The 12,769-nt window shown below is 58.3% G+C and carries 11 protein-coding genes and 1 pseudogene; 6 read left to right on the top strand and 6 right to left on the bottom strand.

The genetic code is table 11. From position 1 onward, the window contains the following. The first annotated feature begins 52 nt into the window (after positions 1 to 52). From PVA19_RS19725 to PVA19_RS19715, 3 genes are all read left to right on the top strand, one after another. Positions 53 to 658 carry a YqgE/AlgH family protein gene (locus PVA19_RS19725; RefSeq protein ID WP_112952189.1) on the top strand — a complete coding sequence of 202 codons (606 nt, stop codon included), beginning with the start codon at positions 53 to 55 and terminating at the stop codon, positions 656 to 658. A gap of 103 nt (positions 659 to 761) precedes the next feature. Next, positions 762 to 953 (top strand): CsbD family protein, encoded by a 192-nt coding sequence (locus PVA19_RS19720; RefSeq protein ID WP_062425876.1) that lies wholly within the window; start codon positions 762 to 764, stop codon positions 951 to 953. Between the two features lie 142 nt (positions 954 to 1,095). Further along, positions 1,096 to 2,229 (top strand): zinc-binding metallopeptidase family protein, encoded by a 1,134-nt coding sequence (locus tag PVA19_RS19715; RefSeq protein WP_111847578.1) that lies wholly within the window; start codon positions 1,096 to 1,098, stop codon positions 2,227 to 2,229. Here the strand turns inward: PVA19_RS19715 and PVA19_RS19710 are convergent. The 4 genes and pseudogenes from PVA19_RS19710 to thrC form a co-directional block, all read right to left on the bottom strand. Continuing rightward, positions 2,230 to 5,043: pseudogene (locus PVA19_RS19710) on the bottom strand (EAL domain-containing protein); the annotation flags it as partial. A gap of 98 nt (positions 5,044 to 5,141) precedes the next feature. Further along, the gene (locus PVA19_RS19705) at positions 5,142 to 5,738 is read right to left on the bottom strand and encodes a GNAT family N-acetyltransferase (RefSeq protein WP_062438376.1); all 597 of its coding nucleotides are present in this window, start codon (positions 5,736 to 5,738) and stop codon (positions 5,142 to 5,144) included. 39 nt (positions 5,739 to 5,777) lie between these two features. After that, positions 5,778 to 7,076: a M16 family metallopeptidase gene (locus PVA19_RS19700; RefSeq protein WP_111847579.1), complete on the bottom strand. Its 1,299-nt coding sequence runs from the start codon at positions 7,074 to 7,076 to the stop codon at positions 5,778 to 5,780. A gap of 21 nt (positions 7,077 to 7,097) precedes the next feature. Then, positions 7,098 to 8,495 (bottom strand): threonine synthase, encoded by a 1,398-nt coding sequence (gene thrC / locus PVA19_RS19695; RefSeq protein WP_274103909.1) that lies wholly within the window; start codon positions 8,493 to 8,495, stop codon positions 7,098 to 7,100. Between the two features lie 255 nt (positions 8,496 to 8,750). On the opposite strand from thrC, the gene PVA19_RS19690 reads away from it, so the two are divergent. After that, complete coding sequence (locus PVA19_RS19690; RefSeq protein WP_337993159.1) at positions 8,751 to 9,281, top strand: PilZ domain-containing protein; 531 nt, start codon at positions 8,751 to 8,753, stop codon at positions 9,279 to 9,281. Positions 9,282 to 9,353: 72 nt separating this feature from the next. On the opposite strand, the gene PVA19_RS19685 is transcribed toward PVA19_RS19690, so the two are convergent. Beyond that, positions 9,354 to 10,037, bottom strand: coding sequence for an HAD family hydrolase (locus PVA19_RS19685; RefSeq protein WP_062438368.1), 684 nt, complete (start codon positions 10,035 to 10,037; stop codon positions 9,354 to 9,356). Positions 10,038 to 10,185: 148 nt separating this feature from the next. Between PVA19_RS19685 and PVA19_RS19680 the strand changes: the two genes are divergently transcribed. After that, positions 10,186 to 10,866 (top strand): GntR family transcriptional regulator, encoded by a 681-nt coding sequence (locus tag PVA19_RS19680; protein WP_062438366.1) that lies wholly within the window; start codon positions 10,186 to 10,188, stop codon positions 10,864 to 10,866. Positions 10,867 to 10,888: 22 nt separating this feature from the next. On the opposite strand, the gene PVA19_RS19675 is transcribed toward PVA19_RS19680, so the two are convergent. After that, positions 10,889 to 11,971, bottom strand: a complete 1,083-nt coding sequence (locus PVA19_RS19675) for a hypothetical protein (protein ID WP_274103907.1) — start codon at positions 11,969 to 11,971, stop codon at positions 10,889 to 10,891. A 182-nt stretch (positions 11,972 to 12,153) separates the two neighbouring features. Between PVA19_RS19675 and PVA19_RS19670 the strand changes: the two genes are divergently transcribed. Next, complete coding sequence (locus tag PVA19_RS19670) at positions 12,154 to 12,609, top strand: DUF5680 domain-containing protein (protein ID WP_274103906.1); 456 nt, start codon at positions 12,154 to 12,156, stop codon at positions 12,607 to 12,609. The last annotated feature ends 160 nt before the right edge of the window (positions 12,610 to 12,769 follow it).

The raw sequence follows: 12,769 nt of genomic DNA, 5'->3' as shown, positions 1-12,769 counted from the left end.
AAAGGTGAAACCACACCGGCGTCGCTATGGGGCGCTGAAAGGGGAGGCGCTCTTGGTTTTTTCGACCCTCATGGACAAGAAGGAACGGGGCTTTCTGGATGGTCAGTTTCTGATCGCCATGCCGGGGCTCGCCAACAGCGCCTTTGAGCGCTCTGTCATTTATATATGTGCGCATTCCCAGGCCGGTGCCATGGGGTTCATCATCAACCGCGGCCAGCAGATCACCTTCACCGATGTTCTCCTGCATCTGAAGATCATGGACAGCAACGATGCGATCATGCTGCCCAACCGCACGCGCGACTTTCCCATCCAGTTTGGTGGACCGGTGGAGACGGGCAGGGGCTTCGTGCTTCATTCCGATGATTACTCCAGCGAATCCAGTATTCCTGTCAGCGACGACATCTCGTTGACAGCCACACTAGACATCGTGCGCGCCATTTCGAACGGCCGAATGCCGCAGCGCGCCACCATGTTGCTGGGTTATGCCGGCTGGGCAGCGGGTCAGCTTGAAAACGAAATCGCCAATAATGGCTGGCTGAATTGCCCGGCCTCGGAAGAGCTGATCTTCGACCGGTCTTTGGATGACAAGTATGAGCGCGCGCTTGCTTTGATGGGGGTCGACCCACGCATGCTTTCGGCCGAAGCAGGGCATGCTTGATCTTCGCTTTGAAAGCGTAAGATGACGAGGAACAAAATTATATTCATGACGTTTTCTCCCCGGTAGCCAGCACCGAGCCTGGCATAAACTAGGGAGAATAGTCATGGGTAGCACATCCGATAAGATCGCTGGTAAGGCAAATGAAGTTGCTGGCAAGGTAAAGCAGGGCGTTGGCTCGGCTACCGGCAATGACCGCATGCGCGCCGAAGGTGCTGCTCAGGAAACCAAGGGCAAGGTCCAGACTGCTGCTGGCAAGGCCAAGGATGCCGTCAAGGATACCGTCGACAGAATGTAACAGGAGACGCGCTTCCTCTCAGTGAGGAGGCCGTACCTGAATGACCTCAAAGGTCACAGAGCGCATGTGTTGAAATACGACACATGCGCTCTTCGCTTGCGCAGTCAATTTCCCAATCAATCGTGATGCCCAGGAGATAGGGATGCAACTTTTCTCGTGTGCTGCCTGCGGACAGCCCGTTCACTTCGACAACCGCTCCTGTGTTCGGTGCGGCCATAGGTTAGCTTTCGTACCGGAGACGCTTTCAATGGAAGCGTTGGATCCAGCCGGCGACCCACTCTGGACGCTGGTATCGAAGCCGGATCATCAGGTCCGCTTCTGCGCCAATGAAGTCAACGACATCTGCAATTGGGCAGTCCCAGCCGATAGCGAAACGCCTTTCTGCCCCGCCTGTAACCATAACCGTCTTGTTCCGGATACCTCCACCCAGGACGGCATTGAACAATGGCGACGCCTTAGTCAGGCGCAGCGGCATCTCTTCTACTCGATGTTGCGCTTTAATCTGCCCCACCCGAACCGCGATGCCGATCCGCAGGGCGGCTTGGTGTTCGACTTCCTGGTCGACGAGATCGCTGCGGACGGATCCGTGATCCCCGCCATGACGGGCCATGACGAGGGCCTCATTGCCATCCGTGCGGCCGAAGCGGATGATGTGACGCGTGAGCAGGTTCGTGCCAATATGAACGAGCCCTACCGCACCATGCTTGGCCATTTCCGTCATGAGGTCGGGCACTTCATCTGGAACAAGCTGGTCCGTGACGCCGGCCGTCTCGAAGCGTTCCGCGCTGCTTTCGGTGATGAACGTGAAGATTACGGCGAAGCGCTGAAACGAAATTACGAAGAGGGACCGAAACCGGGTTGGCAGGAAATCTATATCAGCTCCTATGCCTCGGTTCACCCGTGGGAAGACTTTGCGGAGTGCTTCGCCCACTATCTTCACATCGTCGATACGCTTGAAACGGCCCATGCCTTCGGCATTGCCATCGAGCCGGAAGGCCATGAAGACATGGCCACCGAAGTGGCGTTCGACCCCTACCGTGCCCGCAGTGCACAGCGTCTCGTCAATGCCTGGGTGCCTCTCAGCGTCGCACTGAACTCCATGCAACGCAGCATGGGTGAAGCCGATCTCTACCCGTTCGTGCTGACGCCAGCCGTGGTCGAGAAGTTGCAATTCATCCATGACCTCGTGCATGGTAAAATTCCGGCAAACTCTGACCTCAACGCGCCGGCGCCAGTCTCAAACAACCAAGCTTTTCAGCCGCAGGCTGCAGAGTAATCAGGCGCGTTTGAAGACCTGAAAGCGCTCGCGCAGCAGGCGAAGAGCGGCTTCCGGAGTATCCGGCGTGCCGAAAAGGAAGCTTTGCCCGTAATGACAATTCATGCGGGCAAGCTCTGCTGCATCCTCAGGCGTTTCGATGCCTTCGGCCACCACCTGCATTTCAAGTGCACGCGCCATGGCGATGATCGAGCGGAGCAGCACATTCCGCTTGTCGCTGGTATTGGCGATCAGTGCCTTGTCGAGCTTGATGGTGTCGAAGGGGAAGCGGGTGAGATAAGCGAGCGACGAGTAACCCGTGCCGAAATCGTCGAGCGCAAGACTGAGGCCCGTCTCCTTGAGCTTCGCCAGCACAAGCCGCGCCTGCTCAGGATTTTCCATGACGATCGATTCCGTCAGCTCCAGCTTCAGCTGCTGCGGATTGCAGCGCGTCCGCTGTAGCATGCTGCGAACGTCATTGTAGAGTTCGTTGTTCAGCAACTGCGCGCTGGAGATGTTGACGGAGATGAAGATCGGCAGCTTGTCGATGGCATGTTGCCAATCCATCAGATCGTTCGCCGCCCGCTCCAGTGCAAACATGCCGAGCGGCTCGATAAGGCCGGAGGCTTCGGCAATCGGAATGAACTCGCTTGGCGGGATGTTGCCGCGCTTGGGATGTTCCCACCGCATCAGCGCTTCAAATCCGGCAAGATCGCCATTGTCCAGCTTGACGATCGGCTGATAGGCGAGCGTGAGCTCCTTGCGTTCAAGTGCGCGGCGCAGGTCGCTTTCCATCTGCAGACGGTCGGTCCCGGAGGTACGGAAGGCAGGCCGGAACGGCTCGACGCGGTTGCCGCCGGCGCGCTTGGCGCGATACATGGCAAGTTCCGCGTCGCTCAACAGACCGGCAGCACTTTCCTGCTGGTCGATCCAGGAGACGAGGCCGATCGAAGCCGTCAGAATGATCTCGCGATTGGCGAAATTGATCGGCACCATGATGGCCTTGTTCACCGCATCGGCAAAGTCGGCCACGCGCTGTGGGTCGCGCTCCGAGACGAGGATCAGGCCGAATTCATCGCCGCCTAGACGGGCCAGCGTATCCTGCGGTTTTAGAAGACGGCGCAATCGACGTGTCAACGCGATCAGAATGTTGTCGCCAGCAGCAATCCCAAGCGTATCGTTCACGAGCTTATAGCGATCGATATCGATCGCCATCACCGTGGGGCGAACCGTGTCGCCATCTGGCGCCAGGTTCAGCATGGATTGCAGACGGTCGAGGAAGACCTGACGGTTCGGAAGGCCGGTCAGATTGTCGTTCAGCGCGTCCTGCAACAGGCGCTCGACGGAATTCTTCTGTTCCGTAATGTCGGTGATGGTGCCAACGCAGCGGATGATTTCGCCGTTGGAACCGAGAACCGGGCGCGCGCGAATCTGTAGCCAGTGGAAGTGGCCGTCTTCGGCGCGAATACGGAACTCATGATTGAGCCGCCCTTTGCGATGATCCAGCAACACGTCGAGCGTTGCCTTGAACCGATCGCGGTCGTCCGGGTGCAGGCGCGGCAGCCAGTTGCGCGCAGCACCATGCATGGTGCCGGGGTGCAGTCCGAGCTTGATCGAAACGTCTGGCGTGGTGACGATGCGGTCACGCGTCACGTCCCAGTCCCACACCGTATCGCCGCTACCGGTGAGCGCCAGCGACTGCCGCTCGAGATCGGAGAATAGGCCTTGTTGATATGCACTTCCGGCGAAGGCATGCTGAATAACGGTAAAGCCGATCAAGAGCACGATCAGTACGAGACCGCCGCCGAGTGCCGGCTGAATGATGTCATTGTCCAGCTGTCCGGTGACCGTCAGCCAGCCGCCGAAGAGCCAGACCAGGATCAACGCCCAGGAAGGCACGAGCAGAATGGCACGGTCGTAGCGGTTGAAGCCGAGATAGATGATCAGCACGATCCCGACCGTGGCCGTCAACGCGAAGGAGACACGCGCGATACCCGACGCAATGGACGGATCATAGATTGCCACGCCGAAAAGCGCGCCCAGCCCGATGATCCAGGCGAATGTCGCGTAACCCAGATGCGCGTGCCACCGGTTCAAATTCAGATAGGTGAACAGGAAGACCACGAAGCTGGAGGCGAGCGCCACTTCGGCGCCCGCCCTCCACATTCGCTCGTCGCTTGAAGTCACGGTGATCAGCTTTTCGAGGAAGCCGAAATCCACGCAGATATAGGCAAGAACCGCCCAGGCGAGTGCTGCCGAAGCCGGCAGAACCGAGGTGCCCTTGACGACAAAAAGGATGGTGAGAAGGACTGCGAGAAGACCGGCAATCCCGAGCACGATGCCGCGGTAAAGCGTAAAGGCGTTGATCGTGTCCTTGTAAGCTTCCGGCTCCCACAGGTAGAGCTGTGGCAGTTGCGGCGTGGAAAGCTCGGCCACAAACGTGATGACAGCACCGGGGTTCAGCGTGATGCGGAAGACGTCGGCATCGGGGCTTGGTTGGCGATCCAATGCGAAGCCTTCACTCGGGGTGATGGCGATGATGCGCTGCGAGCCGAGATCGGGCCAGAAGAGCTTGGAATTGACGAGACGAAAGTGCGGCGCGACGATGACGCGCTCAAGCTGTTCTTCCGAAACGTTGGCAAGCGCAAACACAGCCCAGTCGCCCTGGTGGGCGGGAGAGCTTGCGCGCACTTCGATACGCCGGCGAATACCGTCCGGCCCGGGTGCGGTCGAAACCTGGAAGGCCTCGCCCTGGTTGGCGTAGATATCGGTGGTCGCGGTCAGATCGAGCGCGTTGTCGTCTCGGGAAATCTTGACCGGCTCGAAGGCAAGAGCTTGGCTGGAGAAGATGGCGCAGAAGCACAACAGCGCTGTGGCACATGCTTTCGCCGGTAGATGTTTCAACAGGCGCGACACGAGGCTCATATATGTCATCAATCTCGCTCAGTCCTGCCGGAACCGTGTTTATCGGCAATCAGCGAAAACATGACGTGGTCCCGCCACTCGCCGTTTATTTTCAGATATTCGCGCAAGAGGCCTTCCCGCTGAAAGCCGGCATTTTCGAGCAGCCGGATGCTTTTGAAGTTGTCTGGAATACAGGCTGCCTCAATACGGTGCAACTGAAGTCCATTGAAGATATAGGGTATTACCAGTTTTAATGCGGCAGACATATGGCCGTGACGCGCATGGGCTTCGCCCATCCAATATCCGATCATACAGCTCTGCGCCGCACCCCTGCGGATGTAACCGATGGTGATGCCGCCAATCAGCGTTCCATCCGCAAGGAACAGCAGAAGCGACACGGCCGTGCCGGAGGAAAATTCCTGATTGTTGCGGGTCACGCGCACCCGAAACGAGCTTTCGGTCAGTTCGTCGCTGCGCCAGGTCGGCTCCCATGGCTGAAGAAAGCTGCGGCTGTCCGAGCGCAGCCTGTGCCACTGCCGGTAATCCGAATATCGCGGCAGTCTCAGCAGATAATGTGCGTTGCGAAGTTCCGGCGTATCGCTGTTGCGGGAGAGAAAACGCAGCATCTAGTCATCCAACACCATGCTGCGGATCAGTCTCTGCCGTCAGCCGTTTGCCGTTATCTTCATGGATGGCGCCGCGGAAAGCCCCGCCGTGATGTCAGACAGCGGCGCGAGATTTTCCAGGGGACCGATTGCCGATAAGGTCGGAACTTTATCGAAAAACAGACGCCCTGCAAGATCGGTCAAGCGCTCACGGGTGATGTCTCCAAGACGCGTCATCATCTCGTCATTGGGGATCGGACGACCGTAGAGCATCATCTGGCGAGCGATCTGACCGGCACGCGCTGCCGGGCTTTCCTGGCCCATCAGCAACTGCGCGCGGATCTGCGCGCGAGCGCGGTCGATTTCTTCCTGATGGATGACCTCGGAGGACTTGCGCAGTTCCTCGGTGATAACCGGAACCAGTTCCGCCAGATCGCTGCTGCCGGTTGCTGCATGAATACCGAAAATGCCGGTATCGGAAAAACCCCAATGGAAGGCATAGACCGAATAGCAGAGACCGCGATATTCACGCACTTCCTGGAAGAGGCGAGACGACATGCCGCCGCCGAGAATGTTTGCGAGAATCTGCGAGCAGTAAAAGTCACGGGCGTGATAGGCCTTGCCCTCGAAGCCCAGCAGGATTTGCGCATCCATGAGATCGCGCGTCTCGCGGATTTCGCCACCGGTATAGATGGCTTTCTCGATGATCGGCGTGGCCTCCGGCTTTTGCGGCAGGCTGGAAAAGCGCTGCTCGACCTGCTTGACGAAGGTTTCGTGATCGACAGCGCCGGCCGCGACGACGAATATCCGGTCCGTCGTATAATTGCGACCGAGATAATGACGGATCTGCGCGGTGGTGAAGGACTGCACCGTCTCCGGTGTGCCGAGGATCGGACGGCCGATCATCTGGTCGCGATAGGCGACGCCGGAAAAATTGTCGAAAACGACGTCATCGGGTGTATCGGTGGCAGCACCGATTTCCTGCAGGATGACGTTCTTTTCGCGTTCCAGTTCCGCCTCGTCGAAAGCGGACTCGGTCAGGATATCGGCAAGGATATCGACTGCCAGCGGAACGTGATCCTTCAGCACGCGGGCATAATAGGATGTTGTCTCGGTGGATGTCGCGGCGTTGACTTCGCCGCCGACATTCTCGATCTCCTCGGCGATCTGCCGGGCGGTACGGCGCGCCGTACCCTTGAAGGCCATATGCTCGAGCAGATGCGCGATGCCGTGCTCGTCATCCGTCTCGTTGCGCGAACCTGATTTTATCCACACGCCGAGAGCAACGCTTTCGAGGTGAGGCATTCTTTCGGTGACGACTGTCAACCCGGACGAAAGCCGGGTTACGTTCACATTCATTTCCACGTCTTTCCGCGTTGGTCAGTCCTTGGCGCGAGCATGCTTGCCGATGAAAGTTTCCACGGCCTCAAGCTCTGCTTCCAGGACGTCGAAACGCTCCTCCCGGTTCATAAGATCAGCAAGCCATACTGGTAGGGCAGGATCGATTGCGCAAGCGGATTTTACGGCGTCAGGGAATTTCGCCGGATGCGCGGTGGAAAGAACGACCATCGGACTGTTTGTTTTTTCGTACTTTTTCGCCACGTGAACGGCCGTTGCCGTGTGCGGATCGAGCAGATAGCCGGTCTCGCTCAGCGTGTCGCGAATGGTCGCGGCGACCTGCTTTTCGGTCGCGCGACCTGCGCGGAAGTCGCGCTTGATCATCTTCATGGCCGCTTCGGAGATCTGGAAGGCGCCGGATTGCTTCAAACCATCCATTGAGCGCTTAATCTCGTTTGGTTCGCGATCATAGGCTTCGAACAGCAGGCGTTCGAAGTTCGACGAAATCTGGATATCCATGGATGGCGAGGTAGTGGCCTGAACGCCGCGCATCTCGTAACGACCCGTCTTCAGCGTGCGGGCAAGGATATCGTTGTCATTGGTGGCAATCACCAGCTTGTCGATTGGCAGGCCCATCTGCTTGGCCACATAGCCAGCAAAAATATCGCCGAAGTTGCCGGTCGGCACGGTGAAGGAGACCTTGCGGTCCGGCGCACCCAACGAAATCGCGGCGGTAAAGTAATAGACCACCTGCGCCATGATGCGCGCCCAGTTGATCGAGTTGACACCGGAAAGCTTGACACTGTCGCGGAATTTCGCGTCGTTGAACATGTCCTTGACGAGGTTCTGGCAGTCGTCGAAGTTCCCGTTGATCGCAAGCGCATGCACATTCGAAGCAGTGGAGCTGGTCATCTGCCGCTGCTGAACCGGCGACACCTTGCCATGCGGGAACAGGATGAAGATGTCGGTGCGATCTCTACCGGCAAAGGCATCGATGGCCGCGCCGCCCGTATCACCGGATGTCGCGCCGACGATCGTCGCACGTTGCCCGCGTTCGGCGAGCGTGTAATCCATCAGGCGGGCGAGGAGCTGCATGGCGACGTCCTTGAACGCAAGCGTCGTGCCGTGGAAAAGCTCGAGGATGAAGCTGTTCGGTCCAGTCTGGACCAGAGGCGCGACCGCCGGATGACGGAAGGTCGCATAGGCCTCATCGATCATCGAACGAAAATCCTTTTCCGGAATTTCGCCGCCGGTGAAGCGATAGAGAACCTCGAAAGCGACCTCCTGATAGGTCTTGCCTCGAAGGGCGCGAATTTCCTTCTTCTTCATCGTCGGCCACTCGCTTGGAACATAGAGGCCGCCATCGCGCGCCAGGCCAGCCAGCAGCGCATCGGAGAAACCAAGCGAAGGGGCGCTGCCCCTGGTCGAAACATATTTCACGGAAATCGTCCTTCGTCGTCGTCACCAGTCAAGCCGTAGGAACCGCTTTGTGCGGGAATCTCGTCCATTTTGCAAAAATGGCGCAAATCCGAATGCAACCATCGATTTTTTCCGGCGCCGCTGCTATAGACCATCGCCGACAGGCAAGGAAGGCCAATAAATAGCATCTCCGGCCTGTTGCGGAATTGTTTTAGAGGGTGGAACACAGTGACAGGGACTATTTTGCGTTTATCCGCCGCAGCATCGCTGCTTGCCATGCTTGCGGGTTGCAATTCTTCCAATCCGTCGGACTCGCTGGCGGTCAATCCGCCTGCTACGCAGGCCGCAACCGCCCCCGTCGTGCAGGCGAACTGCCCACCCATTACTGTGCTCGATACCAATGCCGTCCATCAGGTCTATGCCGGAGCCAAGGGTGATCCGAGCAAGCTCGTCTATCAGGCGTCCTTATCGGACACCACGCGCTCATGCAGCATGAATGAGTCCACGCTGACCGTAAACGTCTTCGCGCAAGGCCGTGTGGTTCCAGGACCTCTCTCCAAGCCAGGTCGTGTCAATCTGCCAATCCGTGTAACGGTCAAAGATGGCGACGGCGAAATCTTCTCGCAGGTCACCAGCCTTGGCGTCGATGTTCCGGCAGGTACGGCAGGCACCCAGTTCATCTTCAACAACCCGAACGTTGCCATTCCGAATGGCCCGAGCGGTGCGTCGAAGCAGACCAACGTCTTCATTTCATTTGATGAAGGTGGTGCCAAGGCCAGCGGCAAAAAGGGCGGTCGCAGGGGCTGAGATCAGACCCGACTGCCGGAAAATTTTTATCGAAGCCGGATCGCCTTATGCGGTCCGGCTTTTTTGATGGGTTCAGATCGCCCACTCGGACAGTGCAGCAATCGTTGCCGGCAAATCCTGCATGCGGGAGATGACGGTTTCGGCGCCCGCGTCGGTCAGCTTGTCCGCATGGCTGGGATAGCTGTGCGATGCGCCGGTAAAGCCGATGACGCGCATGCCGGCCGCCCGCGCACCTGTGATACCGTGGACGGAATCTTCGATCACCACCACCCTGTCGGGCGAGACGGCGAATTGCTTGGCGCCGTGAAGGAAGATGTCTGGCTTCGGCTTGACGCGGTCTGCGCCGAGATCTTTTGCGGAATAGACATGGCTTTCGAAATAGGGCTTAAGGCCGACCTTGGTCAGCATCATGTCGAGCCGGGCGCTGGACGAATTCGAGCAGATGCAGCGCTGTGTCGTCAGCCGCGACAGCGCAAACTTCACGCCTTCGATGACTTTGACATCGCGTGCCAGGCGGGCATCCAGAAGCTTTTCGGATTTGTCGAGGAGCGTGGCCGAAATCGGAATGCTCGCCTCGCGCTCAACCTCAAGCAGGATGTTCTTCCAGGTCATGCCGGAGAAGCGCTCGCCCATTTCCTCAACGGAGATCGGGTAGCCGGCCTCCGTCAACAGGCGGGATTCGACCTGTGCAGCGATGATTTCCGAATCGACCAGAACGCCGTCGCAGTCGAAAATGATAAGGTCGAAGCCGCTCATATGCGCTCCCTTGATGTCGATGAAGGAATGGGATGGGGTTGGCGGCTTTTAGACCAATTGAAGCACAAGCTCAACCGGTTGGAATGCAGGGGAGCTTGCGGCTTATCGCATCGCTCGACAATTCTCCAACCTCGCCCTATGTCAGGTCATGGTCAAGATTCCAAAAGCCAAGCCGGATGATACGATTGCCGCCAAGATCAGCCGCACGCTCGCCGAGCGTATTGTGCGCGGCGAGTTTGCGCCTGGCGAAAGGCTGCGGCAGGATCATATTGCCGAGGAATTCGGTGCCTCTCATGTGCCGGTGCGGGAAGCCTTTCGTCGGCTGGAAGCGCAAGGCCTTGCCGTCAGCATTCCGCGCCGAGGCGTTCGCGTGGCCGATTTCGGCCTTGCAGATGTGCGAGAGGTCGCGGAAATGCGTGCGGCGCTTGAAGTGCTGGCGCTCCGCAACGCCATCCCCAACCTGACTACGGCTATTCTCGATGAGGCAGAAGCCGCGACGCATGAGGGTGACGATGCGCAGGACGTTCGCCGATGGGAAGAGGCAAACCGACGCTTTCACCGGCTGATCACCGCACCCTGCAACATGCCTCGATTAATGGAAGCGATCGACGGATTGCATGCAGCCAGCGCCCGCTTCCTGTTCTCTGCCTGGCGTGCGGGCTGGGAGCGCCGCACCGACACCGATCATCGTGCGATCATCGACGCACTTCGCGGCGAGCGGGCCGAAGAGGCCATCCGCATTCTCCACGGCCACGTGCAGTGGATTGGCCGGACGGCCGTGCGCACACCAACGGGATCCACGCGCGACGCTTTCGCTATCGTCGGCTAAGCTCGAGCGCGGCTTTCAAAAATCAATCGGTAATGTTGATCTCGGTGCGCTCCGATGCCGTCACCGTGGCGCTGACTTCCTTCGGCTCGCGATTGGCCTTCTTGTCGTAGGTTACTTTCACCGCATAGGTGCCGGGGTGAAGCGTCTCCTGGTGCGTCGTGCCGTAGCGACCGGAGATTTCTTTCTGTGTGCCCTGCAAGTCCTTGGTGGTTTCGACAATGTCGATCCGCTCCGCCTGAGGCGCTGAGACAACCAGCACGCCTGCATCGAGATCAATGCTGAGATCGGTGCGCTGACCCGCCGTCACGCTGAAGGGCTTCTCGACGGTGACCTTGCCAAGCTTCGCTCGCATGATGAAGTTTCCAGCCGGCATCTGCATGATCTTGCCGGGGCCATAGGTGCCGGTGATCGTTGTGCGCGTGCCGTCCAGTGTTTGCGTGTCGGACAGCGCCTCGAAGCGAATGCTATCGGTCTCGACCTGACGACCGCCTTCTTTGTAGACGGCATTCGTTACGACCACGCCGCTTGGAATGATGACATCGTGGCTCACGGTATCGCCGGCTTTGACAGTGATCGTTTCCTCTGCGACAGCCGGACCGATGCGGCCCTCGAGCTTCAACTCGCCGGCCGGCACGAAGAGTTCTTTCGATCCATAGACACTGTCGCTGAACGCGTCCTGCGTTACCGTTACGCGCGCGAGCGGCTCGGCCTCTTTGCTATCGGGGCTGCGCTTCGGTACGAGGGTAAGTTGAGCTGCTTCGAAATCGACCGCAAGCTCGGCGACGGCGCCGTCCTTGACCTCGAAAGCGATCTCACGGGTGATATTGCCGAGTGCGGCGACTGCGACATATTTGCCGGGCGGAATTTTCTCCTCGAAGGTCGCATCGTAAGCACCGCCGACATTGTCGTCGCTGCGGCCGCCCGTGCTGTCCGCCTTGTAGAAGTCCCATCGGACCTTGTCGCTATCGCCAAGCGAGGGGCCGCCTTTGAACATGACGGCGTCCGTGCGCACATTCACCTGTGGCTTTGGAGCCTGCGGTGCAGGCTGCTGCGAGAAGGCGGCGCTGGCATAAAGCGTCGCGGCGATCATCAAAGCTATGCGCATTTTGTAACTTAACCCCTGCACCCGTCACTGGCACCATAATACCGCCAGCGTGGAAAATTCCTAAATCAAAACGTTAAAAATAAAATCCGGTTCCATTAGCCGTTTCTGCAACGTGAAGATGGGTTTTCGTCTTGACGAAAAATGCGTTTTGTTCACTATATGTTCTTTTAAGTGAGACTGCCGTGGGCAACCTCAATGATGTCATCGTGCGTGCAAAAGCAGCCTGTTACGTCGGAGGTGGAGCGAAGGCAGAGCCGAGTAGACAAGGCTCCCAAGACCTCATCTGGTCTGATGCTGAGTGGGAGTACCGCGACAGCTATTTCGGCGGCACAAACTTCATTGGGCAGGAGGTTCTCTGGCTCAGGCGTACACCCTATTGGGCGATGAACTATTACGGCTTCATCATCCGTCCGGACTTGATCGATGGTGAGCGAGCCGGATCCACGATCAAGGCTGCTCTGTCCACGATGTATCGAGCCGGTCGGTTCCTCGGTGGTTTCGAATGGACGGGTGAATACGGGACCTACATCGACAGGAGCGAGGGGGACGCCCGCCATTTCCACGGGCGTGAGGTGATCATGGTGGGCGGTGAAGAAGCTTATGCACTTCACTATTGTGGGGGCCTCATCATCCCCTAGCTGCGGCCGCTTCCGCTTGCCGATCTCGCGCCTGGACCTCGATAATCTATTTTCTCGCATTTTTATGCACTTAACCCGGAACTTTCTTTCACTCGTTCAGCCTTTGATAACCATCTTCGGTAACCATAAGGCCAGTTCAGTTGAGTAAGCGTATGGAGCG

This window comes from Agrobacterium sp. CNPSo 3708, from assembly GCF_028674915.1.
GTDB classification, from domain to species: Bacteria; Pseudomonadota; Alphaproteobacteria; order Rhizobiales; family Rhizobiaceae; genus Agrobacterium; species Agrobacterium cavarae.
Note: the sequence above shows the minus strand (reverse complement) of the source record. Positions and strands in the feature narration are given on the sequence as shown.